This is a genomic window from Cronobacter sp. HA18006 (assembly GCF_011605445.1).
Taxonomy (GTDB): Bacteria; Pseudomonadota; Gammaproteobacteria; order Enterobacterales; family Enterobacteriaceae; genus Cronobacter; species Cronobacter sakazakii.
Genome location: NZ_JAANQB010000011.1, coordinates 1,454,988 through 1,478,975, shown reverse-complemented (window position 1 = coordinate 1,478,975; position 23,988 = coordinate 1,454,988). Strand labels below are relative to the sequence as shown.

General features: G+C 55.3%; 20 protein-coding genes and 1 tRNA gene. 6 read left to right on the top strand and 15 right to left on the bottom strand.

Annotated elements, in window-relative coordinates; genetic code table 11:
• Window positions 1–548 precede the first annotated feature (548 nt).
• The gene (locus tag G9X48_RS21445; RefSeq protein WP_072186878.1) at window positions 549–755 is read left to right on the top strand and encodes a hypothetical protein; all 207 of its coding nucleotides are present in this window, start codon (window positions 549–551) and stop codon (window positions 753–755) included.
• Window positions 756–1,018: 263 nt separating this feature from the next.
• Here G9X48_RS21445 and G9X48_RS08765 read toward each other — a convergent pair whose 3' ends face one another.
• From G9X48_RS08765 to G9X48_RS08750, 4 genes are all read right to left on the bottom strand, one after another.
• Window positions 1,019–1,909 (bottom strand): LysR family transcriptional regulator, encoded by an 891-nt coding sequence (locus G9X48_RS08765; RefSeq protein WP_015386491.1) that lies wholly within the window; start codon window positions 1,907–1,909, stop codon window positions 1,019–1,021.
• 608 nt (window positions 1,910–2,517) lie between these two features.
• Window positions 2,518–2,594, bottom strand: a tRNA-Pro gene (locus tag G9X48_RS08760).
• Window positions 2,595–2,668: 74 nt separating this feature from the next.
• The gene (gene yejM / locus G9X48_RS08755) at window positions 2,669–4,432 is read right to left on the bottom strand and encodes an LPS biosynthesis-modulating metalloenzyme YejM (RefSeq protein WP_007890786.1); all 1,764 of its coding nucleotides are present in this window, start codon (window positions 4,430–4,432) and stop codon (window positions 2,669–2,671) included.
• A 19-nt stretch (window positions 4,433–4,451) separates the two neighbouring features.
• Window positions 4,452–4,679 carry a YejL family protein gene (locus G9X48_RS08750; protein ID WP_004387431.1) on the bottom strand — a complete coding sequence of 76 codons (228 nt, stop codon included), beginning with the start codon at window positions 4,677–4,679 and terminating at the stop codon, window positions 4,452–4,454.
• A gap of 134 nt (window positions 4,680–4,813) precedes the next feature.
• Between G9X48_RS08750 and yejK the strand changes: the two genes are divergently transcribed.
• Window positions 4,814–5,818, top strand: a complete 1,005-nt coding sequence (gene yejK / locus G9X48_RS08745) for a nucleoid-associated protein YejK (RefSeq protein ID WP_004387432.1) — start codon at window positions 4,814–4,816, stop codon at window positions 5,816–5,818.
• 100 nt (window positions 5,819–5,918) lie between these two features.
• Here the strand turns inward: yejK and rplY are convergent, their stop codons facing one another.
• Together rplY and G9X48_RS08735 are read right to left on the bottom strand one after the other, a co-directional pair.
• The gene (gene rplY / locus G9X48_RS08740) at window positions 5,919–6,203 is read right to left on the bottom strand and encodes a 50S ribosomal protein L25 (RefSeq protein WP_004387433.1); all 285 of its coding nucleotides are present in this window, start codon (window positions 6,201–6,203) and stop codon (window positions 5,919–5,921) included.
• Window positions 6,204–6,329: 126 nt separating this feature from the next.
• The gene (locus tag G9X48_RS08735) at window positions 6,330–8,090 is read right to left on the bottom strand and encodes a DEAD/DEAH box helicase (RefSeq protein ID WP_032993082.1); all 1,761 of its coding nucleotides are present in this window, start codon (window positions 8,088–8,090) and stop codon (window positions 6,330–6,332) included.
• Between the two features lie 170 nt (window positions 8,091–8,260).
• Between G9X48_RS08735 and rsuA the strand changes: the two genes are divergently transcribed.
• The 3 genes from rsuA (at window position 8,261) to G9X48_RS08720 (ending at window position 10,858) form a co-directional block, all read left to right on the top strand.
• Window positions 8,261–8,968 (top strand): 16S rRNA pseudouridine(516) synthase RsuA, encoded by a 708-nt coding sequence (rsuA, locus tag G9X48_RS08730; RefSeq protein WP_007869437.1) that lies wholly within the window; start codon window positions 8,261–8,263, stop codon window positions 8,966–8,968.
• Between the two features lie 15 nt (window positions 8,969–8,983).
• The gene (locus G9X48_RS08725) at window positions 8,984–10,180 is read left to right on the top strand and encodes a Bcr/CflA family multidrug efflux MFS transporter (protein ID WP_007890789.1); all 1,197 of its coding nucleotides are present in this window, start codon (window positions 8,984–8,986) and stop codon (window positions 10,178–10,180) included.
• A gap of 333 nt (window positions 10,181–10,513) precedes the next feature.
• The gene (locus G9X48_RS08720) at window positions 10,514–10,858 is read left to right on the top strand and encodes a YejG family protein (protein WP_004387437.1); all 345 of its coding nucleotides are present in this window, start codon (window positions 10,514–10,516) and stop codon (window positions 10,856–10,858) included.
• Window positions 10,859–10,861: 3 nt separating this feature from the next.
• Here the strand turns inward: G9X48_RS08720 and yejF are convergent, their stop codons facing one another.
• The 9 genes from yejF to G9X48_RS08675 form a co-directional block, all read right to left on the bottom strand.
• Window positions 10,862–12,451 (bottom strand): microcin C ABC transporter ATP-binding protein YejF, encoded by a 1,590-nt coding sequence (gene yejF, locus G9X48_RS08715; RefSeq protein ID WP_038880005.1) that lies wholly within the window; start codon window positions 12,449–12,451, stop codon window positions 10,862–10,864.
• A 1-nt stretch (window position 12,452) separates the two neighbouring features.
• Window positions 12,453–13,478, bottom strand: a complete 1,026-nt coding sequence (locus G9X48_RS08710; RefSeq protein ID WP_007869428.1) for a microcin C ABC transporter permease — start codon at window positions 13,476–13,478, stop codon at window positions 12,453–12,455.
• Entirely contained in the window at window positions 13,475–14,572 is a 1,098-nt protein-coding gene (locus G9X48_RS08705; protein WP_004387440.1) for a microcin C ABC transporter permease YejB, read from the bottom strand. Before G9X48_RS08705 ends, G9X48_RS08710 begins: the two co-directional genes overlap by 4 nt.
• 8 nt (window positions 14,573–14,580) lie before the next feature.
• Window positions 14,581–16,386 carry an extracellular solute-binding protein gene (locus tag G9X48_RS08700; protein WP_166499921.1) on the bottom strand — a complete coding sequence of 602 codons (1,806 nt, stop codon included), beginning with the start codon at window positions 16,384–16,386 and terminating at the stop codon, window positions 14,581–14,583.
• Between the two features lie 95 nt (window positions 16,387–16,481).
• Window positions 16,482–18,044 (bottom strand): cyclic di-GMP phosphodiesterase, encoded by a 1,563-nt coding sequence (locus G9X48_RS08695; RefSeq protein ID WP_105629536.1) that lies wholly within the window; start codon window positions 18,042–18,044, stop codon window positions 16,482–16,484.
• Between the two features lie 169 nt (window positions 18,045–18,213).
• The gene (gene mepS / locus G9X48_RS08690) at window positions 18,214–18,783 is read right to left on the bottom strand and encodes a bifunctional murein DD-endopeptidase/murein LD-carboxypeptidase (protein WP_004387441.1); all 570 of its coding nucleotides are present in this window, start codon (window positions 18,781–18,783) and stop codon (window positions 18,214–18,216) included.
• 426 nt (window positions 18,784–19,209) lie between these two features.
• Entirely contained in the window at window positions 19,210–19,917 is a 708-nt protein-coding gene (locus G9X48_RS08685) for a phosphatase PAP2 family protein (protein WP_105629537.1), read from the bottom strand.
• A gap of 30 nt (window positions 19,918–19,947) precedes the next feature.
• Window positions 19,948–20,934 (bottom strand): GTP-binding protein, encoded by a 987-nt coding sequence (locus G9X48_RS08680; protein WP_007869406.1) that lies wholly within the window; start codon window positions 20,932–20,934, stop codon window positions 19,948–19,950.
• Window positions 20,935–21,064: 130 nt separating this feature from the next.
• Complete coding sequence (locus tag G9X48_RS08675) at window positions 21,065–22,531, bottom strand: fructuronate reductase (protein ID WP_007890795.1); 1,467 nt, start codon at window positions 22,529–22,531, stop codon at window positions 21,065–21,067.
• A 206-nt stretch (window positions 22,532–22,737) separates the two neighbouring features.
• Here G9X48_RS08675 and uxuA point away from each other — a divergent pair, with 206 nt between their 5' ends.
• The gene (gene uxuA, locus G9X48_RS08670) at window positions 22,738–23,928 is read left to right on the top strand and encodes a mannonate dehydratase (protein WP_007869399.1); all 1,191 of its coding nucleotides are present in this window, start codon (window positions 22,738–22,740) and stop codon (window positions 23,926–23,928) included.
• Window positions 23,929–23,988: the final 60 nt, after the last annotated feature.

Genomic DNA, 23,988 nt, shown 5'->3' with positions numbered 1-23,988 from the left:
TTTCTCCTGCTAAAAGTCAACGAGAGCATAAAAAATGATGACCCTTTGCAATACCTTTTGTTGAACATGTAAGTAAATGTTATTAACGCTGACATTATTAACTGGCTAACGCCGAGCCTGAAAGCGGAAATTACTATAATAGGATTAATAAGAATATTCCAGTGATGATAAGGGGGGGTTAAGCGTGCTAATAAACAGGGTGATATAGAAAGTGTATTTTTATGCTCACTTTTTTGCAAAAAAAGGCCAGTTTAAAGCCATATAAAATAGATAATAATAGGGTCTCTGCTACGCGTGGATTAATTTTGTTTATCGCTGTTTGAGAATGGCTTACGGGAGTAAAGATTATTGCTGAAATATCTGTATACGAACAATTTACCGGAAGAAAAAATAGTCTGGCGGCTTTGTCCGTACGCTCATTACACGATGAGTGCGCGGAAACGGGCTGTACCGGTTTGAGAAGAATGAGGGGGGCTTTTATAAATGAAGTGCGTTACAGGTTCGCATAACACGTTAGAGGTGGTGAGTATGTTCTGAGGAGTATATTGATGATGAGCAGTAAGATAGCATTGGGAGAGATAATCATGACACTCATTTCCGACCCGATAGAAATGATCAGAATTTTGATCATACTGACCCTGGGTGAGGTGGGCAGATGGTTATGTGGCGGCGGTCGGCTGCGTGAAAGAACAGGCGATCTGATTATCAGTATCCTGCTCTTTGCTCTTATCAGGCCGCATATCATTAGCATGTGATCCATCTTCGGCATGCGGATATCTTCACGAACTATTGCCATCTGCATCGCGCTGGTGGGTTCAAAGGGTATTAACCGTATTCTGGTTTATATCATTAAGAAAAGGACAGGATTTGATATTGATAAAGTGCTCGAAAAGAAAAAATAACACATCGCAAAGACTGTATTGTAAAGCATGGTATTAAAATCTCTGATGTATATGATTGACACCAATACATCAGAGATGATTTTATGGCATGTCGGTCTTAATAAGCAGGAAAGGAATTACTGTGCTTGTTTTGTAATAGCGGCTAATACTTGCATAATGTCAGAGACAATGGCTGTGCTTTTATGTTTTTTATTGATATAAAGCCCGCTCTGAATTCTGATGTCTGGTATTTTTATCTTCTTTACACCCGGTGGCGAAAAAAACGAAGTGAGACATTCGGGTAATAACATCATTCCTTCTCCCGAACTTACTGAAATGAGAATAGAGGCCGTATCTCTGTCTGTTTCTATAATATCCACATGCGGTATAAAGCTTTTGATGCTATTTGAGATAATTCCTTTTAACTCATTGGAGAAAACATCCTTTCTGATAAGCAGGCTTACATTACGGATGCTGTTAAAGTTTTTTAGCGCTGTGACGTGAAGTGTTTCAGGCATAAGAAGGAAAATGGATTCATCACTGGCTTTATGAAAAATAAGATTATCAGTGTAAGCTATTTCTCTGAAGGACAAGATGCCTGCGTCGGGGTTAGTGTGAAGAGACTGGATATCGGCGCAGGAAACAGAGACGCGCCTGCAACACACAGGCTGGTTCGTTTTTTTTAGCCAGGATAAAATATGCTGATAAATGACCAATGGGACACTAATGTCGCAAAGTAACTCAAATCGGGAGCATTTGGCTGAGATACTGAAGTCGTTTTCTATCGAATAGAGGAGGTCGTAAACAGGTTTGATTTTCTCATAAAGCGTAATCGCTAATTCTGTTGGTTCAAGGTAATTATATTTTCTGATAAATAATTTCCCTCCCATTTTTTCTTCCATTTCGTAGATTACGCGGGCGAGAGGTGAGCGTGTTACACACAGTTGCTCTGCCGCACTGTTGATGCATTTCGCTTCAAAACAAACAATAAAGTATTTTAATTTTTTTGATATTAACAAGTTCATCATTACCCCCGTTCAAAAGTTTCCTTCTTCAACAACATATTTGAAGATGATTGATGGGAAAATAATACCTTCCAGATCCCTCATATGTAGTAGCTGTCTGTCCGTGCTCCTGTGCAGGTCTCTCACAGGTAAGATACGCGATTAGCTATTATCCTTGGCTCAAAAATGGCTGACAGAATGCGCATTAATCGCACATTTCTGGATGGTAATAAGCAATGAGCGGCTCATGCTGATTCCGTCATTATTTTACCAGGCAAATTTTAGGGTGGCATACCAGAACATGATGTTGTTGTGCGTGTAATTTTTTATTTGATATTCGCTATTAGCAGGTACAGATAATAGCCGGTCTGTAGCAGGAGAGCAGTAAAATCAACCGCGGACATCTCTTTCTGACTGCCTGTAATGTTTCAGGGGAGCAGACATGAAATCACAGGTATGCGTCAGTGTGCGACTGGTTATTTTTTGCCTAAAGAGAGGGGGTATTGACAGGAATGGGAAAGATAAATGCATCGGTCAGGATATGACAGATATAAAAAGAGCAAGTCTCTCGACTTGCTCTTTTCCGGGGTAATGTGCCACTCACATTGCTGCGGACTGGCGCATTTAAATTTTGGTCGGCACGAGAGGATTTGAACCTCCGACCCCTGACACCCCATGACAGTGCGCTACCAGGCTGCGCTACGTGCCGACGTGGAGGCTTATACTACCCGTTTTCACGCTGATTGCAAGACACGCCAGGCCGAGTGATTTATAAATAATCAATCAGTTAGCAATGAAGCGTTTTTCATCCGTCAGCACCTGCAGCAGCAGGCTGAGCTGCGGTTTATCGTCCTTCATTCGCTCGCCGCGCAGGTCATACATCCGGTAGTTGCCGTTGTTGTCCAGCACCAGCGTCATCTGCGGTGTCGTCACCGCCAGCGTATTGTTATCCGCGCTCACCACCCAGTTATTGCGGCGGGCAGGGGAGAAGAGATCTTCGCCCTGCGAATATTCATAGGCTGGTGTGCGCACATGTAACAGACGCTGCATCAGGGTCGTCATCACGTCCTGATGATCGGTCAGTTTCGTCACGCGCTGCGCAGGCGTGCCAGGCCAGTGGATAACCAGCGGCACCTGAATGCGCGAGCGATCCCAGCCGAAGCTCTCCTGCTGCTTGCCTAACGGAACGCCGCGGCCCGCCGTGATAATCACAACGGTATTGTCCAGCTTACCGCTCGCTTTAAGCGACGCCAGCACGCGATCAATCTGCGTATCCACATTCCCCGCCGCGCGGGCGTAGCGGCGCGTAAAGGCCGCCTGCTGAGTATCTTCATCAATATTGGTGCCATTGAAGGAGACCCATGAGAACCAGCGGTTATCTTCTGATGCGTATTTATTGAGCCAGCTAATCCACTGCGACGCGGTTTGATCGTCGCCCTGCGGCTGTGTCGTCGGGAGTGAGAAGTCCGACAGCAGCGCCTGGCGGTACAGCGAACTGCTGAAACCATCTGACGCGAACAGGCCGAGCTGATACCCCTGCTGATTCAGCGCGGTGATCAGCGCCGCCGGAATACGCGCGGCCAGCACGCCATCCATGTAACCCGGCGAAATTCCGTAGAACAGGCCAAAAATGCCGCTATCGGTCAGATTCCCGGAGCTGAAATGCTGGGTGAAATTGATGTTGTCGTGCGCAAACTGCGCAAGCGACGGCATCTGTTTTTCAAAGCGCGAGTAGTTCAGGCCATCGACCGTAATCAACAGCACGTTATGCCCGGAGCCCATATCGCCGTAGCGCAGATCGCTCAGCGGATATTGCACGCTGACCGCCTCCGGATCGCCTTGCTCCACCAGACGGCGCTGATACTCCTGCGCGTCCAGCAGGCCATGTTTTTCCAGAAAACGGCGCGCCGTCATCGGGTAGGAGAGCGGGAGGTTCGCGCGCTGCATCGTGACCGGACGGTAGAAATTGGCGTCGGCCCAGATATACATCACGTGCGTAGTCACAAACGAGGCGAAAAAGAGCGCGGCCACAGGGCGCGCGTACCGGCGGCGGCGCGTCAGGCTGCGCAGCTTCTGCCAGCTCCAGGTGGCGAACAGCATCTCGATAAGCAAAATCACCGGCACCGCAATAAACATCAGCTGCCAGTCGCGGGCCATTTCGCTTTGATCGGGGTTAATCACCACCTGCCAGACCACCGGATTGATATGCAGGTGGAAGCGGGTAAAGACTTCGCTGTCGACCAGCAGCAGCGTCATGCCGATGGTCGCGAGAATCGCCGACAGGAACCGCATCAGCCGTTGCGACATCACGATAAACGTGAGCGGGAACAGGATCAGCAGATACGTGGCAAACACCAGAAAGCTAAAGTGGCCCACCAGACTCACGTAGGAGTAAACCCGGCCCGTCAGGGTCGTGGGCCAGTCGGCGATAAACAGATAGCGGCTACCGAGGACAATGGAGAAGAGAATATTGAACAGGGCGAACCAGTGCCCCCAGCTGATCATCTGGGAGACTTTTTCGCGGTAGCGCTGACGGTTAGTCACCATAGCTTTTTAACGTTCTTCCTTAATGCGCGTTATCGTCGCGAATGGAGGACTGCAACGCCTCCGCGAAGGAGCGCGCTAGCGTCTTGCGCTGCGCGGGAGCCACGCTGTTATTGATAACATTGGTGACCATATTCCCAAGCACCATCAGGGAAAGGTCGGTCGGCGCCTTGTGCTTTGACAGCACGCTCGCCAGTTCAGTCAGTAATTCTTCAACGCGTTCGTCACTATAGCGGGATAGTTGTGGCATAAATCAACATCAGTTTGTTCAGGAAAGTCCAATATCTTACCGTAGCAGTGGCTTTATTTCCGCTTTTTTATCAGCGGTTGCGCAGGACGGCAGGCAGTGGTTGAATACGCCCCTGCCCAACAGGAGAGTTTATCATGAGTCTGGATATCAACCAGATTGCCTTACATCAGTTAATTAAGCGCGATGAGCAGAACCTGGAGCTTATCCTGCGCGACTCGCTGCTTGAACCTGGCAATACGGTCACGGAAATGATGGCCGAGCTGCATCGCGTCTACAGCGCGAAAAGCAAAGCCTACGGTCTTTTTAACGAAGAGAGCGAGCTTGCCGAGGCGCTGCGTCAGTGCCGTCGCGGCGATGAAGATTTCCTGGCGTTCAGCCGCGCGGCCACTGGCCGTCTGCGTGACGAGCTGGCGAAATACCCGTTCGCGGATGGCGGCATCGTGCTGTTTTGTCACTATCGTTATCTCGCGGTCGAATACCTGCTGGTGGCGGTGCTGAACAATTTAAGCAGCATGCGCGTTAACGAACAGCTCGACATCAGCACCACGCACTATCTGGATATCAACCACGCCGATATCGTCGCGCGCATCGATCTGACCGAATGGGAAACCAACCCGGAATCGACCCGCTACTTAACCTTCCTGAAAGGCCGGGTAGGGCGCAAGGTCGCCGATTTCTTTATGGATTTCCTGGGCGCGAGCGTGGGGCTTGATACCAAAGCGCAGAACCGCGGGCTGTTGCAGGCGCTGGATGATTTCACCGCCGAGGCGCAGCTCGATAAAGCCGAGCGCCAGAACGTGCGCGCGCAGGTCTACAGCTACTGTAACGAACAGTTGCAGGCGGGCGAAGAAATTGCGCTGTCTGAGCTTTCCAAAGAGCTGCCGAGTTTTGGCGAGAAAAGCTTCCAGGAGTTTACGGCGGAGCAGGGCTATGAGCTGGAAGAGACCTTCCCGGCGGACCGCAGCACGCTGCGTCAGCTGACCAAATACGCCGGCAGCGGCGGAGGGCTTACGATTAACTTCGACGCCATGCTGCTTGGCGAGCGTATTTTCTGGGATCCGGCGACCGACACGCTGACCATTAAAGGCACGCCGCCGAACCTGCGCGATCAGCTACAGCGCCGCACGTCAGGCAAATAAACGTGAAATGAAAAAGGGCGGAATTTCCGCCCTTAATTTTTGCGCCTGATTCACAGGCAAAAAAAACGCCGCATAGCGCGGCGTTTTTTCTTCATTGCACTTACGCGCGAACGAAGTCGATGTGGTGCAGTTTCGGTTTGTACGGGTGACGCTGTACAGCCTGAACTTTTACTTTAACTTCTTTGCCATCGATAGCCAGAGTCAGCACTTCGCTGTAAAACTCCGGTTTAGCCTGCATGTTCATCACTTTGTCGTGGTCCAGTTCGATTGCAACCGGAGCCTCGGTGCCACCGTAAACGATAGCCGGGAACTTGTTGGCGTGACGCAGGCGGCGGCTCGCACCCTTACCCTGCTCTTTACGTACTTCAGCGTTGATAGTAAACATTGACATCTCTCTTAATAAAGAAACCTGTTACAGGCGACCCAGCAACAGGCAAATGACTGGCTTTGCGGATGCAAAAGCGGGCGGCATTATAGCTATTTGAGCGCGCAGGGGCAACGAAAACCGCCGCTACCCACGTAATTCATTGGCCCGGCGGAACCGCCCGTTATAATCGAACACCTTTTCACGCACCTGCCAGTACTGGCCTTTGAGCCTGGCCACCACAAAATCGGGGTGACGCAGCAGCGCCTGCTGGGCGACGATATCGTTGACGGTTATCCAGCGCAGCGGCACGCCCGGCGTGCGGGTGTGCGGGCGAATAAAAAGCTGTTCAAAGGCGGTGCGCTGCGCGGGCGTCTGCAGGCGGAAGCGTTCGCTGACGTCCGCGCCGTCCTCATCGTAATAGGTCACTTTCAGCCATTCGCCTTTCTCATCGGCGCCCGGCTGGAGTTGCATCCCGCCGCAGCGCAGCACCAGCGCGTCTTTAAGCTTCAGCGCCGCTTTCAGCATATCGTCCGGGTCTACCAGCACCTTGTCGCATTCGCGGCAGCGCCGCGCGGCGATGTCGTTTTCCGCGTTGCAGTGCGGACAATTTTTAAAGCGGAAGCGGTAGTCGCACTGTTCACGGTGGCCCTCGTCATCTTCGAACCAGCCCTGGCAGCGGCGGCCGAAATGCTCGATAAGCGTGCCGTCTGCCGTGGTTTTGCCCCAGAACGTATTGGCGAAACCGCAGGCGGGGCAGAAGACCTGCACCGGCACATTGTCGCTTTTACCCTTCGGCGCGCCCACTTCCGGCGCGTAGAGATCGTGCGGGTTGCCCGCGTAATCAAGGATCAGGCAATCTTTTTTGCCCGGCGACAATCGCAGCCCGCGCCCGACAATCTGCTGATAGAGGCTGACCGATTCGGTCGGGCGCAGAATAGCGATGAGATCCACATGCGGCGCGTCAAAGCCGGTGGTGAGTACCGCCACGTTGACGAGAAAACGCAACTGCTGGGCTTTAAACGCCTCAATAATCGCGTCGCGCTCGCGCCCCGGTGTTTCACCGGTGATAAGCGCCGCTTCGCCGGCAGGCAGCAGGCCGGTGATTTCGCGCGCGTGCTCGACGGTTGCGGCGAAAATCATCGCGCCGCGCCGGTCAGCGGCGAATTCCACAATCTGGCTCACGATATGCGGCGTGATGCGCTGCTGCTGTTTCAGCTCGCGGTTAAGGTCAGCCTCGCTGAACAGCCCGTTGCTCTGGGCCTGCAGACGGCTGAAATCATATTGCACCACCGGCATATCGAGGCGCTCCGGCGGCGTCAGGTAGCCGTGTTTAATCATGTAGCGCAGCGGCAGCTCGTAGATGCAGTCGCGAAACAGCGCCTTTTCATCGCCGCGCACCATGCCGTGATAATGGAACTGGTAAATCCAGCCTTTGCCGAGGCGAAACGGTGTCGCGGTCAGCCCCAGTAAGCGCAGGCGCGGGTTCTGCTTACGCAGGTGCGTGAGAATTTGCTGATACTGGCTGTCGTCATCATCGCTGATGCGATGGCACTCATCGACAATCACCAGCGAGAATTCTCCCTGAAAATGGTCGAGGTTGCGCGCCACCGACTGCACGCTGCCGAACACGACCTTGCCGTGGCTCTCTTTGCGCGCGAGACCGGCCGCGTAAATATCGGCCTCAAGCCCGAGCGCCAGATATTTGGCATGGTTTTGCGCCACCAGCTCTTTCACGTGGGCGAGCACCAGCACACGGCCGCGTGCGAGCCGCGCCAGTTCGGCGATAACCAGGCTTTTGCCTGCGCCGGTCGGCAGAACGATCGCCGCTGGCGCGTCGTGGCGGCGAAAATGGTTAAGGGTGGCATCCACCGCTTCGCGCTGGTAGGGACGTAAAGTAAAGGACATGGGGCCTGCAGAAATAGGGATCACGCTAATATTATGCCACGAATCATTTTCATCTTGTGAGCGGGCCATTGCCCGTTATACTGACGGCTCTGATTCCGCTTCAAGCACATTGACGGGCGCTTTGCCCGCCCCCGCGTCGGAACTGCATCAACAACAGGCTTATAAACGTAATGCGACTTGATAAATTTATCGCCCAGCAGCTTGGCGTCAGCCGCGCTATTGCTGGCCGTGAAATTCGCGCCAGCCGGGTCACGGTGGATGGCGAGATTGTAAAAGACAGCGCTTTTAAACTGCTGGCGGATCACGACGTCGAATATGACGGCAATCCGCTCATCCAGCAGAACGGCCCGCGCTATTTTATGCTGAATAAACCGCAGGGCTACGTCTGCTCCACCGACGATCCGGATCATCCGACGGTGCTCTACTTTCTGGACGAGCCGGTCGCGCATAAGCTGCACGCCGCAGGGCGACTGGATATCGACACCACCGGGCTGGTGCTGATGACTGACGACGGCCAGTGGTCGCATCGCATCACCTCGCCGCGCCATCATTGTGAGAAAACCTATCTGGTGACGCTGGAATCGCCGGTGGCGGATGACACCGCGGCGCTGTTTGCCAAAGGCGTACAGCTCAACAACGAAAAAGATCTCACCAAACCGGCGCAGCTTGAAGTGATCACCCCGACCGAAGTGCGTCTCACCATCAGCGAAGGGCGCTATCATCAGGTGAAGCGTATGTTTGCGGCGGTGGGTAATCACGTTGTCGGTCTGCATCGCGAGCGCATCGGGGCGATTGAACTCGATCCTGAGCTTGCGCCTGGCGAATACCGCCCGTTAACCGAAGACGAAATTGCCAGCGTTGGCATGCCGTCACGCTAATTTCAGGAGTCAACTGTGACCACCAGGCAGAATTCGTCGCTGGGTATTGTGTTTATTCTTGGCCTGCTGGCCATGCTGATGCCGCTCTCTATCGATATGTATCTCCCGGCGCTGCCGGTTATCGCCAGCGAGTTTGGCGTCGAGGCGGGCAGCGCCCAGATGACGCTCAGCACCTATATTCTGGGCTTTGCTATCGGCCAGCTTTTTTATGGGCCGATGGCCGACAGTCTGGGACGCAAGCCGGTTATTCTCGGCGGCACGCTGATATTCGCGGCGGCCGCCATCGCCTGCGCGCTGGCCCAGAGCATCGATCAGCTCATTTATATGCGTTTTCTGCACGGGCTTTCCGCGGCGGCGGCAAGCGTGGTGATTAACGCCCTGATGCGCGATATCTACCCGAAGGAAGAGTTCTCGCGCATGATGTCCTTCGTGATGCTGGTGACAACCATCGCGCCGCTGCTGGCGCCGATGGCGGGCGGGGCGGTGCTGGTCTGGTTTAACTGGCACGTGATTTTCTGGATCCTCGCGGTGCTGGCGCTGCTCGCCTGCGCCATGATTTTCTTTCTTATCCGCGAAACGCTGCCGGTGGAGCGTCGCCAGAAGTTTCACTTTCGCACCACGCTTGGCAACTTCGCCACGCTGTTTCGCCATAAGCGGGTCCTGAGCTATATGCTGGCGAGCGGCTTCAGCTTTGCCGGCATGTTCTCGTTTTTAAGCGCCGGGCCGTTTGTCTATATCGAACTGAATCACGTTTCGCCGCAGCACTTCGGTTATTACTTCGCGCTGAATATCGTGTTTCTGTTCGTGATGACCATCATTAACAGCCGCTTTGTGCGCCGCGTGGGCGCGCTGAAAATGTTCCGCGCCGGGCTGTTTATTCAGTTTGCGATGGCCGTGTGGCTGGTGATTAGCGCGCAGTTTGATGTCGGCTTCTGGTCGCTGGTGCTGGGCGTGGCGGCGTTTGTCGGCTGTGTGTCGCTGGTGGCGTCCAACGCGATGGCGGTTATCCTGGATGAGTTTCCGCATATGGCGGGCACGGCCTCGTCGCTCGCGGGCACGTTCCGCTTCGGGATCGGGGCGATTATGGGCGCGCTGCTCTCTATGGCGACGTTCAACTCCGCCTGGCCAATGCTGCTTTCCATCTTCTTCTGCGCTACCTGTTCCATTCTTTTCTATCTCTACGCCAGCCGTCCTCGCCGACGCGCTGTCTGATCTTCTCGCGGGAGTATCACTCCCGCCTTTACTCACGCATTAAGTCCCTCTGGCGCGCTTTCTTGAGTCATTTTCGTTTCCTGAATGTAAAAATATATCGCGTAAAAAGTCACGGCCTTGTATTAAAAAAGGTTGTGTCGGGGCGCGTAACGGGGTACATATAGCGCCAAAATGCGAGCCAACGCACAAAATAACCGCCTCGCTGGTGAGGAAATAACCGGAGGATGCGGTGGCAATGAAACCGTTTTCTTTGTTGACACGATCACTTTTTGTCAACATGTGTTAATCTTTATGTGAATGACTTGTAAAATTTATGTTTCCGGGGACACTATCTTGAATACGCTACAACTCTCTATCGTTCATCGCTTGCCGCAGAGCTATCGGTGGCGGGCGGGTTTCGCCGGTTCAAAAGTTGAACCGATTCCGCAACAGGGCCCGGACTGCGACAACTGTCTGGTTGGCCTGCGTCTGTTAAGCCCGGACGGCGAAAAAGCCTGGCCGGTGATGCAGAAGCTCAGCCAGGCGTTGAATGATATCTCGGTGGATTGCTCCGTGCTGGAGTGCGAAGGCGAGCCGTGCCTGTTCGTGAGCCATCAGGATGAGTTCGCGGCCACCTGTCGTCTGAAGAATTTCGGCGTGGCGATTGCCGAGCCGTTTTCCGGCCAGAATCCTTTCTGAGCCTCAGCGCAGCGTTAACAGCTCGCGCGTATAGGCCTCACGCGGGGCGGCGAAAACCGTCTGACAGTCGCCCTGCTCAATCACCTCTCCCTGACGCAACACCACCACCTGATGACACAGCGAGCGCACCACCTGCAAATCATGGCTGATAAACAGGTAAGCGAGCTGATGCTCTTGCTGTAGCTTTTTCAGCAGCGACAGAATTTGCGCCTGTACGGTGCGATCGAGCGACGATGTTGGTTCATCCAGAATAAGCAACTCGGGTTTTAAGATCAGCGCGCGCGCGATGGCGATGCGCTGGCGCTGGCCGCCGGAAAATTCGCTCGGGTAACGGTGGCGCGTTTCGGGATCGAGCCCCACTTCGCGCATCACATCAATCACCTGCGCCTCGCGCTCAGCCGGGGTCAGCGCTGGCTGATGGACGCGCAGCCCTTCGGCGATAATGCTTTGTACGTCAAGACGCGGGTTGAGCGATGAGTTCGGATCCTGAAACACCACCTGAATGCGGCGGCGCAGCGGCAGCAGCGCGCGGCGGTTAAGCGTGTGCAGCGGATGCCCGTCGAAAACAATCTCGCCCTTTGAGGCGATAAGGCGCAGCAGCGCAAGCCCTGACGTACTCTTGCCCGACCCCGATTCGCCCACCAGCCCCAGGCTTTCGCCCGCATGCAGCGTAAAGCTTAAATTTTTGAGCGCATGATGATAACCCGCGACGCGCCGCAGCAGCCCGCGACGCTTCTCAAACGCCACGCTCAGCCCACGCACAGTGAGTAAAGGCACGGCAGGCTCAGGAAGCGGCACCGGAGAGCCGTCCGGCTCGGCGTTAATCAGGCGCCGGGTGTAGTCATGCGCGGGCGTGGCGAACAGCGCCGCGGCGCGGTTTTGCTCCACGCAACGCCCATGCTGCATCACCGCCACGTTATCCGCCAGCCGTTTGACGATATTCAGGTTATGGGTGATAAACAGCAGCCCCATGTTGAGTTCGCGCTTAAGCTCCGCCAGCAGTTGCAGGATCTGCGCCTGCACCGTGACGTCCAGCGCAGTGGTCGGTTCATCGGCGATGAGCAGCGCCGGGCGGGTCAGCAGCGCCATCGCGATCATCACGCGCTGGCGTTCGCCGCCGGAAAGCTGGTGCGGGAAATCGTTCATCCGCTGCGATGCCTTGCGAATACCGACGCGCTCAAGGCAGGTGAGGATCTCAGCGCGCGCGGGCTCGCGACGCATTCCGCGGTGCAGCGACAGCACTTCATAAAGCTGTTTTTCTACGGTATGCAGCGGGTTTAAGGAAACCATTGGCTCCTGAAAAATCATCGCTATCTGGTTGCCGCGCACCGCGCGCAGTTCGCGTTCGCTGGCGTGCAGCAGCGACTGCCCCTGAAAGCGGATATCGCCCTGCGGATAAACCACCGGCGGCGACGGGAGCAGACGCAGCACGGAAAGGGACGTGACGCTTTTTCCGGAGCCGGATTCGCCCACCAGCGCCAGCGTTTCGCCCGGCTCAATAGCCAGCGACAGCGAATCCACCACCTGGCGCTCAACGCCCTGCTGGCGAAACGCGATGGAAAGATTGTCGATGGAAAGCAGAGGGTGCGCCATATCAGACCGCCTTACCGGGATCGAAGGCGTCGCGAACCGCTTCGCCGATAAAAATGAGTAACGACAGTAAAATCGCCAGCGAGAAAAAGGCGGTGAGGCCAAGCCAGGGCGCTTCGAGGTTATTCTTGCCCTGCAACAGCAGTTCGCCGAGCGAGGGCGAGCCGAGCGGCAGCCCGAAGCCCAGGAAATCGAGCTCCGTCAGCACGGTAATTGAGCCGCAGAGAATAAACGGCAGAAATGTCAGCGTCGCCACCATCGCGTTTGGCAGCATATGACGCCAGATAATCGCGCAGTCGCTGACGCCAAGCGCCTGGGCGGCGCGGATATAGTCAAAATTGCGGGTACGCAGAAACTCGGCGCGCACCACACCTACCAGCGTCATCCAGCCGAACAGCACGGTTATCAAAAGCAGCCACCAGAAGCCCGGTTGCACCACGCTTGAAAGAATAATGATCAGAAACAGCGTCGGCATGCCGGACCAGATCTCGATAAAGCGCTGGCCGAACAGATCGATTCTGCCGCCGTAGTAGCCCTGGATAGCGCCAACCGTAATGCCGATGGCGCTGGCGCAGAGCGTCAGCATTATCCCGAACAGCAAGGAGATGCGCGTGCCATACAGAATGCGCGCCAGCACATCGCCACCGTTGGCGTCGGTGCCAAGCCAGTTTTGCGCCGACGGCGGGGCAGGGAAGGGGTGATCCGACGCGAAATTGATGGCAGTGCCGCTAAAACGCACCGGCGCCCACAGCACCCAGCCTTTATCTTCCAGCCGCTGTTGCAGCCATGGGTCCTGATAATCGGCAGGCGTGGCGAGCGGCCCGCCAAAATCGCTTTCGCTGTAGTTATGGATAAGCGGGAAATACCAGCGGTCCTGATAATGCACCGCCAGCGGTTTATCGTTGGCGATAAGCTCGGCACAGAGGCTTAAGGCAAAAATTATCGCGAAAATCCACAGCGACCAGTAGCCGCGCCGGTTATGACGAAACCGCGCCCAGCGCGCCTGATTGACCGGATTGAGTCTTCTCATCCGCGCCTCTCGAAATCAATGCGTGGGTCGACAAGCGTATAAGTGATATCGCTCAGGATATTCAGCAGCAGGCCGACCAGGGTGAAAATATAGAGCGTGCCAAACATTACCGGATAATCGCGCGACACGGTGGCTTCGTAGCCCAGCAGCCCGAGGCCGTTGAGCGAGAAAATCACCTCAATCAGCACGGAACCGGTGAAAAACATGCTGATAAACGTGGCCGGGAAGCCCGCAATCACCAGCAGCATGGCGTTACGAAACACATGACGCCAGAGGATCTGCTGCTCGCCAAGCCCTTTGGCGCGGGCCGTTACCACATACTGCTTGCGGATCTCATCGAGAAACGCGTTGCGGGTGAGAATGGTGAGCGTCGCGAAACCGCCAATCACCGTCGCCAGCACCGGCAGCGTAATGTGCCAGAGATAGTCGGTAATTTTCTGATACCACGGCAGCGTGTCGAAATTAGCCGAGACCAGCCCGCGCAGCGGAAAGAGATCGAACCAGGTGCCGCCGGCGAAAACGACAATCAGTAAAATGGCAAACAAAAAGGCAGGAACGGCGTAGCCGGTGATAATCGCCACGCTGCTCCAGACGTCGAAGCGGCTGCCGCTGTTCACCGCCTTGCGAATGCCGAGGGGAATCGACACCAGATAGATTATCAGCGTGCTCCACAGGCCGAGCGTGACCGAGACCGGCAGGCTGTTTTTTATCAAATCGATGACCGACGCGCTGCGAAACAGGCTGTCGCCAAAATCGAAACGCGCGTAATCCCACAGCATTTTCAGGTAGCGCTCATGTAGCGGTTTGTCGAACCCGTAACGGTGGGTGATTTCGGCGACCACTTCCGGGTCGAGCCCGCGAGCGCCGCGGTAGTGGCTCTCGTTAACGTTCATCACGCCGTTTTGCGGACGGCTGCTCTGCATCCCGCCGTTCTGAACGCCGGGGATGCCGCTGGCGCTGCCAAACTGGATAGCGGCGAGCGCCTGATCCACCGGGCCGCCGGGCGCTATCTGTACGATGAAAAAGTTAAGCGTGATGATGGCCCAGAGTGTCGGGATCAGCAGCAGTAAGCGGCGAAGCAGATAAGCGCCCATAATTTTCCTCAGCGCCGCGCTTCTGGCAGCGTGGCGGCTTTATTGACGTCATACCACCACGTATCAAAGCCAATCGTGTAGAGCGGGCTGGTGGCGGGGCGCGAAAATTTGTTCCACATCGCCACGCGATCCGCGGCGGAATACCACATCGAGATCATGTAGTAGTTCCAGGTCAGCACGCGGTCGAGCGCGCGACCGAGCGGCAGCAGCTTCTGCTGATTGCCCTGGTTGGCGATGATCTGCGCTATCAGTTTATCCACCGCCGGGTTCTGCACGCCGGGGGTGTTCCACGAGGAGTCGATATAGTCCGAGGCCCAGCTTATCTGCAATCCGGTATCGGGCCAGGGCGACGCGCGATAAAGCGTCGGCATCATGTCGAAATCGCGTTTGCGCAGCCGGTTGGTGAGCTGTGAGTTATCCACCTGACGAATGGTCATCGTGATGCCCAGCCGCGCCAGGCTGTGCTGGAAAGGTAATACCCACTGGTTATTACCTTCTGAACCGAGCAGCAGTTCAAACGTAAACGGTTTGCCGGTTTCGCGGTTCACCAGCTTGTTATTTTTAAGCTCCCAGCCGGCGTCTTTCAGCAGCGCCAGCGCTTTGAGGAGATTCTCTCTGTCAAAGCCGTCGCCGCGCGACACCGGGGGCTCGTAGATGCGGGTAAAGACTTCAGGCGGCACCTCTTTTTTAAGCGGTGCCAGCAGCGTGAGCTCGTCGGCGTCAGGATAGTGGCGCGCGGCGTATTCGGTATTCAGAAAATAGCTGTTCGGCCGTCGCCAGGCTTTATAGAACAACACCTTATTCATCCATTCGAAATCAAAGGCGAGCGAAATCGCCTCGCGTACGCGGCGGTCGGCAAAGAAAGGCCGCTGAATGTTGAATGCCAGCCAGCGCGCGTCCTGCGCGGTGGTTTTTTCAAACTCGTCCTTGACGATATAGCCGCGGTCAAAATTACTGCCGGTATAGCGCGTCGCCCAGTTTTTCGGGCTGCTTTCCGGGCGGAAGTCATACGCGCCCGCTTTAAACGCCTCGAAAGCGACGTTGTCATCGAGATAGTAGTCGTAGCGAATAGTGTCGAAATTCCAGCGGCCGCGGTTCACGGGCAGGTTAGCGGCCCAGTAATCCTTCACGCGAGAGTAGACGATGTATTGCCCCATACGCCACTGGGTAGCGCGATAAGGGCCGTTCGCGAGCGGCGGCGCAGAGAGCGGATCGCTAAGCTTATGGTCGCGCCAGAACTTCTCCGGCATCACCGGCAGCGTCAGCAGACCGAGCATATTTTCTTTACCAGGCTGCCCGAGCTCGATTCGCACGGTCAGTGGTGCGATGGCCTTTATCGTCGTGCCTTTGTAGTAAAGCCGGAACTGCGGCACGCCTTCGGTCATAAATTTCTGAAAGGTGTAGGCGACATCTTTTGCGGTAATCGGCGAGCCGTCGTGGTTGCGCGCCTGCGGGTTTATCGTCACCTCTGCCCAGGAAAAGTCGTCCGGGTAGCGGATCATCTCGGCAATCAGCGGGTAGTAGCTGCCCGGCTCGTCGTCGGAACTGGTAAACAGTGAATCGTAGAGCGCTTCGGTGCGAACGCCGGGGTTGCCGCGCAGCGCGTAGCGGTTGAAGTTATCAAACGTGCCGATGGCGGCAAGCGTGATGCTGCCGCCTTTCGGGGCCGCCGGATTGACGTAATCGAAATGGTTAAAGTTAACGACATATTTCGGCTCCCCAAGTACCGCCAGGGAGTAACTTTCATGAATGGTCTGCGCCTGACAAACAGCGCTGAACATCAGAACGAGCAAAACGAACGCGCGTGCAATCATTGAGGTGGTATGTCCTTCTCCGGGGCCTGAACGGGCGCGGTAACAGCATGGCTGCATAATAAGGGAGCCGCGCGCGATTGTGAAATAGCCCCGCGTTATGCGTCGGCTTCTTTCATGCTGGCAGGCAGATCGGCGGCACGCATCGGGCGACTGAAATAGTAGCCCTGTAAGAAGTTCACGCCACGCACGGTCAGCCATTTCGCCTGCTCCTGCGTCTCCACGCCCTCGGCAACTGTCGCCATATTCAGGCGTTTCGCAAGGCTGATGACGGCATCCAGTACCGGCGAGGTGATCGTTTCGGTGCCGATCGCATTCACAAACCCCCGATCGATCTTCAGGTAATCCAGCGTGAAGCGCTCAAGGTAGATAAGCGCGCTGTGGCCCGTGCCAAAGTCATCGACCGCGATTTCATAGCCTTGCTCATGCAGCCACTGAAAAAGATCCAGAGCTTCTTCCTCGCGGATCATATCGCGCTCGGTTATCTCAAATACCAGCTGGAAATAATCCGGCGGCAGCGAGGCGCGCAACTTCTGAATATCCATTTTGAATTGCTCGGAATGAAGATGACCGGGCGCAATATTAATACCGAGCTTGGCACCAGGCGGTAGCGTCTGTTGCAGGCGCGGTACATCCTGGGCGATGAGCCTGAACAGGTGGCGGGTTAAGGGAACGATAAGTCCCTGGGCCTCGGCGAAATTAATAAACGCGTCCGGCGGTATCATGCCCGCGCTCGGGTGTTCCCAGCGCATCAGCGCCTCGACGCCGCGGATCTGACGCGTGGCGGCGTCCACCACCGGCTGGTAAACCGCAAAAAACTGATTGCGCTTGATGGCGCTGACGATCTCACGGCCCGATCGTGCGCGCAGCGCCAGCAGGATCACCGTCAGTGTGCCACCCAGCAGGCCAATTAATAAACCGAGCAGCAGTGCCAGATGGCGGTCTTCGGCGGGCATTGTGTCGCCATAGAGATAAAGCTTCAGCGGATAACCCTGCACGCTTTCACTACGCAGCGGTGAGGCGGGCAGTTCATCTGGCGTCATGACCTTGCCGGAAAATGTGGTCAGCGCCCTGTCTTTCGCTACCAGAGCCAGGCCGTTGAGATCGTTCTGGCGCGCGGTGTAGACCAGATACGGCGTGAGATTCACGTTAAGCGTAGTAACGATCCCGCGACCTTCCATCAACGGATTGCCGAACCACATCACAATGGACGGTTTATCGGGCATCATTGGCGTGCCCGGAATAATGCTGATATCAACCGTTTTATGGGTGTCGATATCCGGAGCGAGATTGCGAAGCGGCAGGTGAAGCTTGCCGGTGGCGGAAGAGCAGTAGGCCGCGCCGTCTCTGACCAGTAAAAAAGCGCGCACGTTGAGGTTAAACGCCGCACGCGAAGTAAGCTCAGACGACACGGTGCCGCATTCCGCAAGGGTGAGCGGTTGCAGCGCGTCGGCGGAGGATTTCAGCTGGGCAAAATACGTATTGAGATAGTGATGAATATCCCGCGCCAGCATATCGTACTGATTCTCACGCTGCTGATGCAGCCAGCCGCGGGCAGCGATCGTGATAATCAACGCCAGGGCCAGGCCTGTCGCAATACCGACCAGAATAATTTTACGGGGCGTGGACAGTGTTGAAGCAAAAGGCGGACTGGATAACATCCTTTTTAGTTCCTGTGCGAGCAACTGGCGTGAAACCAGCTTAACAGAAAACCCGCCTGAGGTGAGGGGTTACAGAAGCGGCAAGAACAGAGACACAGACGAAAAAAACGCTGCATCAGCAGCGTTTTTTTATTCAGCAAGGACGATCAAGGGAAATCGTCATACCGGATTAACTACGGCTCAGTACGCGGCGCGCTTCGTTATAGCGCTTCTTCCAGTACGGTTCGTCCATATTGGAAATCATGACGCCACTGCGCGTGGACGCATGCACAAACTGATTGTTGCCGATGTAAATGCCGACATGACGGCCGGTAGATCCAGCGCGGAACAGCACCAGATCGCCGGAGCGCAACCGGGTACGATCGACCGGTTTGCCCATTTCCTGCTGCTCATATGTAGAGCGCGGGAGTTCTAAACCAAACTGTTCACGGAAAGTACGCTGCACAAAGCCGGAACAATCGATGCCGGTTTTAGTGCTGCCGCCGAGGCGATAGCGCACGCCTTTCCAGTCAGCGTATTGATCCATAATGCGGGATTTCACATCCAGCGTACGGACCATCTGTTCGAATTCATCCTGAGAGGCTTGCAGTAACAGCCCGTCGTTTTCACCTACTGCATGCGTCTCAGAATGCATGTTTTTTGCGGTATTGGTGGAGCTACATGCTGAAAGCAAAACTGCCACAGCGACTGCGGGAATGGCCCGCATGATATATCTCAGGATTGGTTGAGATTTGACCATTATGTTTGTTTTCCCTTGAAGTCCTTAACGATAAAAATCGTTATAAAAAATGCTAAACGTGCCGAGACTAATGAGCTCTGGGGGGTAAGACAATTCCTGGTGAGCTAAATTGTGTGGTAGGCCACACTTTTTATTTGCATTACCAATAAATGCCCTTAAACCGCAAAACGCTCCTGAGATTACCTGAACAAACCCCATATGGCGAGTGGTTTTATTTATTTTTTTATAAGAAATTGTAATGCCCGGTATAGCAGTGGCAGAGAAAGGATAAGGAGTGATGAGTTGTTGTAAAAATAGACAACTTATTCATTTTTATGACGAATATATGAAAGTCTTGCGAAAGGCGTTCGGGAAGGCGTGTCTATAAAATAAACAGGGACCCTTAACGATCCCTGTTGAACATACTTTTAAAGTATTTATTAATTGTTATGGATTTGTTGTTTTTTTACCAGGCAGATGATTATTAAGCCAGGTAATTATTTTATCGCTAAGCGGCGTCAATAAAATCCACGGAAGACCAATAAAAACGATTGACAAAGAGCCAACGGCGATATCGGTAAACCAGTGCGCGCCAATCATCATGCGCGGGAGCGCGAAAATGCAGAATATCAGCAGGCCAAGCCCGAAAGCTTTAGCGCCGAAATAACGCCACATAAAACCCGCAAGTATTAAAAGCATCATGCCGTGATCGCCCGGAAAACTGTCGGTCGAGGCGTCTTTGGTGGAGATCCCCACCATTTTGCCCACGCGCAGGCTGTCTTCAAAAGTCAGCGTCGGGCTCGGGCGCGACACCGGCAGCAGATGCCCAAGCTGGTTCAGCACTACCGCAGAAAGCAGCATCACAATGCCCATAATAATGATGTGGCGGCGGCCAGGCGGGGTGGCCTTGCGCCAGTACCAGAGCAGCAGCAGGCCCATCGCCAGCAGCGAGCAGCCGTCAAAGGCGCGATTATTCGTTATCGCCAGAAACCATAAAAAGCTGTGGCTGGTGGCGGCCAGGTGATTGAAAAAGTGGAAAATCCCGGCATCAAGGGTAAACCAGAATCCGGCCTGCGCCGGCGGATACCAGGAAAGAAAAAGGACGGCACCTGCCAGATTAAGCAGCAGGATCGCGGGGAAACGGGAAGTCATCATGGGCGTCTGAAGTTTCACAAAAGGGTAACGTTAAAGCGAGGTGTCTAAACGAAGCTTCAACAGAGCGGACTGAAGCGCGTTCCAGTCCGTTTCAGAAGCGGTAATCAGCTCAATGCGGCTGTCCGGCGGTGGCGCGCTCTGGGTTTCGATATGAAAATCCTGCCCCTGGCGGTTAATACGCACCAGCCCTTCAGGAATGCGCAGCACGCCTTTTACGCGCTCAGCCGGTGCCAGCCGCGCCCACTCCAGTATGCCGATAGTATCGAACACCGTATCAGCATCAAAAATCCAGCCGCAGGCGTGATGCCCCTGACCGCTGTTAAGACTACGACGCCAGCGCTGATTGCCCGGCAGGCTCAGCGCGGCAAGGCCGCTGCGTGTGGCATGTGAATGCGCATGATGCGCGCTGGCGGGCAGCTCGCGCAGGTTAAGACGCGGCTTATCAAGCAACGCCGGGTCGATTTCACCCTGAGTCGCGAACACCAGTTCCCGGTCGGCGGCGTATTCGTCGCGCCAGGCGTTCAGCGCCGCAAGGCTTGCCGCATCGCTGCGATCCTGTTTATTGGCAACGATAATATCTGCCGCCGCCAGCTGGTCGCGGAAATTGTCATTGGCGACATATTTTTCATCCAGCAACTGACGCGGGTCGAGCAGGCAAAGCGTGGCGCGCAGATCAATGTAGGGTTCATACACCGCTGAAGTCAGCATATCGAGGATCTGCTTCGGATGGCCAAGTCCGGTCGGTTCAATCAGCAGGCGATCGGGTTTTCCCTGGCGCAGCAGGGTATTCAATCCAACCTGCATCGGCAGGCCGTTAACGCAGCACATGCAGCCGCCGGGGATCTCTTTTAACAGCGCGCCGCTGTCAGCCATCAGCGCGCCGTCGATGCCGACTTCGCCAAATTCATTGACCAGGACGGCCCACTTTTCCGCAGGATCTTTATGGGCCAGCAGATGACGGATCGTGGTGGTTTTTCCGCTGCCAAGAAAACCGGTAATGAGACTGGTACGGGTCACGTGCGCTCCTGATAAATATCTGACGGGAATAAATCATCAGGCGACATTCTGGATAAAAATAATGGGCATGAGAAGAGAAAACGCGGACGGGCAGGCGCGCGTCCGCGTTAAAAGCATTCAGGGTTAAAAATCAGCGGCGTGCGAGCCGGGCAACCGCCTCTTTCGCGCCCAGACGGCACAGCGACTGCCAGGCGGCATTCAGCGTATGAATAAACAGCGGATGCTGCGGCAGATCTTCACCGAAGACTTCTTTGAGCGTCAGCAGCGCGCCGACGCGTTCATCTTCGCTGCTCGATTGTACCAGCGCCGCGATTTTTTCAGCGAGCGGGTCGCGTACGTCGACAGGCTGGCCGCGGTCATCCACGCCGCTGACGTAGCGCATCCAGCCCGCCACGCCAAGCGCCAGCAGCGACCATTCGCCCCCGTGCTGTAAATGCCAGCGCACCGAATCGAGCATACGCTGGGGCAATTTCTGGCTGCCGTCCATGGCAATTTGCCAGGTGCGGTGCTTCAGCGCCGGGTTGGCAAAACGCGTAATCAGGCTGTCGGCATAGCCGGTAAGGTCAACGCCAGTAATGCGCAGCGTCGGTGCCTGTTCGCGCAGCATCAGCTGGCGCGCCGCGTCGCGAAAGTGTGTATCGTTCATGCAGTCGCTGATGTGCGCATAGCCCGCCAGATAACCGAGATACGCGAGAAAAGAGTGGCTGCCGTTCAGCATTCTTAACTTCATCTGCTCCCACGGCAGCACGTCATCCACCATCTGGACACCCGCGTCCTCCCAGGCCGGGCGGCCCGCGACGAAATTATCTTCAATCACCCACTGAATGAATGGCTCACAGCTGATGGCGCACGGATCGGCAACGCCGAGAGCGTCGGCAATTTCCGCCAGCGATTCCGGCGTCGCGGCGGGTACGATGCGATCCACCATCGTGCCGGGAAACGTCACATGGTCGGCTATCCACTGCGCAAGGGCAGGATCGCGCTGATGCGCCATGCCGAGCACCGCTTCGCGCACCACATGGCCGTTATCAGGAATATTATCGCAGGAGAGCACGGTAAACGGCGCATGCCCGCGCTCGCGGCGGCGATGCAGCGCCTCAACCAGCAGACCAGGGGCAGATTGCGGCTGGTGCGGGTTTTCAAGATCGTGCGCGATGCGGCTGTTTTGCGTATCAAGCTGACCGGTCGCCGGATCGATGCAGTAGCCTTTTTCGGTAATGGTTAATGAGACGATAGCGACCTGCGGCTCGCAGAATTTCTCAATAATCGCGTCCATCCCGTCGAGCTTCGCGTTGAGGCATTCATTTACCGCGCCAATAATAATAGCCTGATTACCGTCAGCGCCTTTTTCCAGCACGGTATAAAGATGATCCTGGGCGCGCAGCGCGCTCATCAATTCATCACCACTGAAAAGGCTTATCTCGCAGATACCCCAGTCGCCGCCGTTCAGGTTAAGCACCCGGTCAGTCAGCAGTGCCTGATGCGCGCGGTGGAACGCGCCGAAGCCAAAATGCACGATGCGGGTTTGCAGAGCGCGGCGGTCGTAAGTGGGGCGTTGGACCGAAGCAGGCAGCGTGGCGGAAGCGATATTATTCATTTCTCACATATCCTGATAACCATTATTTAACAAAATCAGTGTAAAGTTATATGACAACAAATTGAATTGGTGTGCCGTAAATATCCGGGGTTTGTGAGCTGGATCAATAGCGGGCAGCATGTGGTTTGACGGCTCAGGGTAAACATGTATGGTAGTCATCATAGAGGTTAGTGATATTGGTATAACAACTTTTTAAGGAGAGGGCGATGGAACAAACCTGGCGTTGGTATGGGCCGAACGATCCGGTTTCGCTGGACGACATCAGACAGGCCGGAGCGACCGGCATCGTCACTGCGCTGCACCATATTCCCAACGGCGAAGTCTGGCCGGTAGAGGAGATCAAAAAACGTCAGGCGGAGTTGGCGCAGAAAGGCCTGACCTGGTCGGTGGTCGAAAGTATTCCGGTGCACGAAGATATCAAAACCCATACCGGCCAGTACGATCGTTACATCGCAAGCTACCAGCAGAGCATCCGCAATCTGGCGGCCTGCGGCATCGATACCGTCTGCTACAACTTCATGCCCATCCTTGACTGGACGCGTACCGATCTGGAATACACGCTGCCGGATGGCTCAAAAGCGCTGCGTTTCGATCACATCGCCTTCGCGGCCTTTGAACTGCATATCTTAAAGCGCGACGGCGCGCGTCATGATTACACCGACGATGAACAGCGCCAGGCGCAGGACTATTTCAGCGCCATGAGCGAGGCGCAGATTGAGACGCTGACGCGCAATATCATCGCCGGTCTGCCGGGCGCAGAAGAGGGCTATACGCTGGATCAGTTCCGCGCCCGCCTGAGCGAATATGACCATATCGATAAGGCCGCGCTGCGCGACAACATGGCGTATTTTCTGAAAGCGATTGTCCCGGTGGCCGAAGAAGCGGGCGTGCGCCTGGCAGTCCACCCGGACGATCCGCCGCGCCCGATCCTCGGTCTGCCGCGCATTGTCTCCACCATTGAAGATATGCAGTGGCTGAAAGAGACCGTCGACAGCATTCATAATGGTTTCACCATGTGCACCGGCTCATACGGCGTGCGGGCGGACAACGACCTGGTGCGGATGGTGGAAACCTTCGCCGATCGCATTCACTTCACGCATCTGCGCTCCACCTGCCGCGAGGCGAACCCGAAAACTTTCCATGAAGCCGCGCATCTGTATGGCGACGTCGATATGGTCGCGGTGGTAAAAGCGATTCTGACCGAAGAGCAACGCCGTAAAAAAGCAGGCGATCTGCGCCCGATCCCGTTCCGTCCGGATCATGGTCACCAGATGCTTGACGATCTGCGCAAGAAAACCAACCCCGGCTATTCGGCGATTGGCCGCCTGAAAGGGCTTGCGGAAGTGCGCGGTGTGGAGCTGGCGCTGAAAAAAGTACTGTTCCCGGATTTGCTGTAACCGTCAGCACCGCCATAAAAAAAGCCCCGCACTGGCGGGGCTTTGTATTTTCTCAGGGCG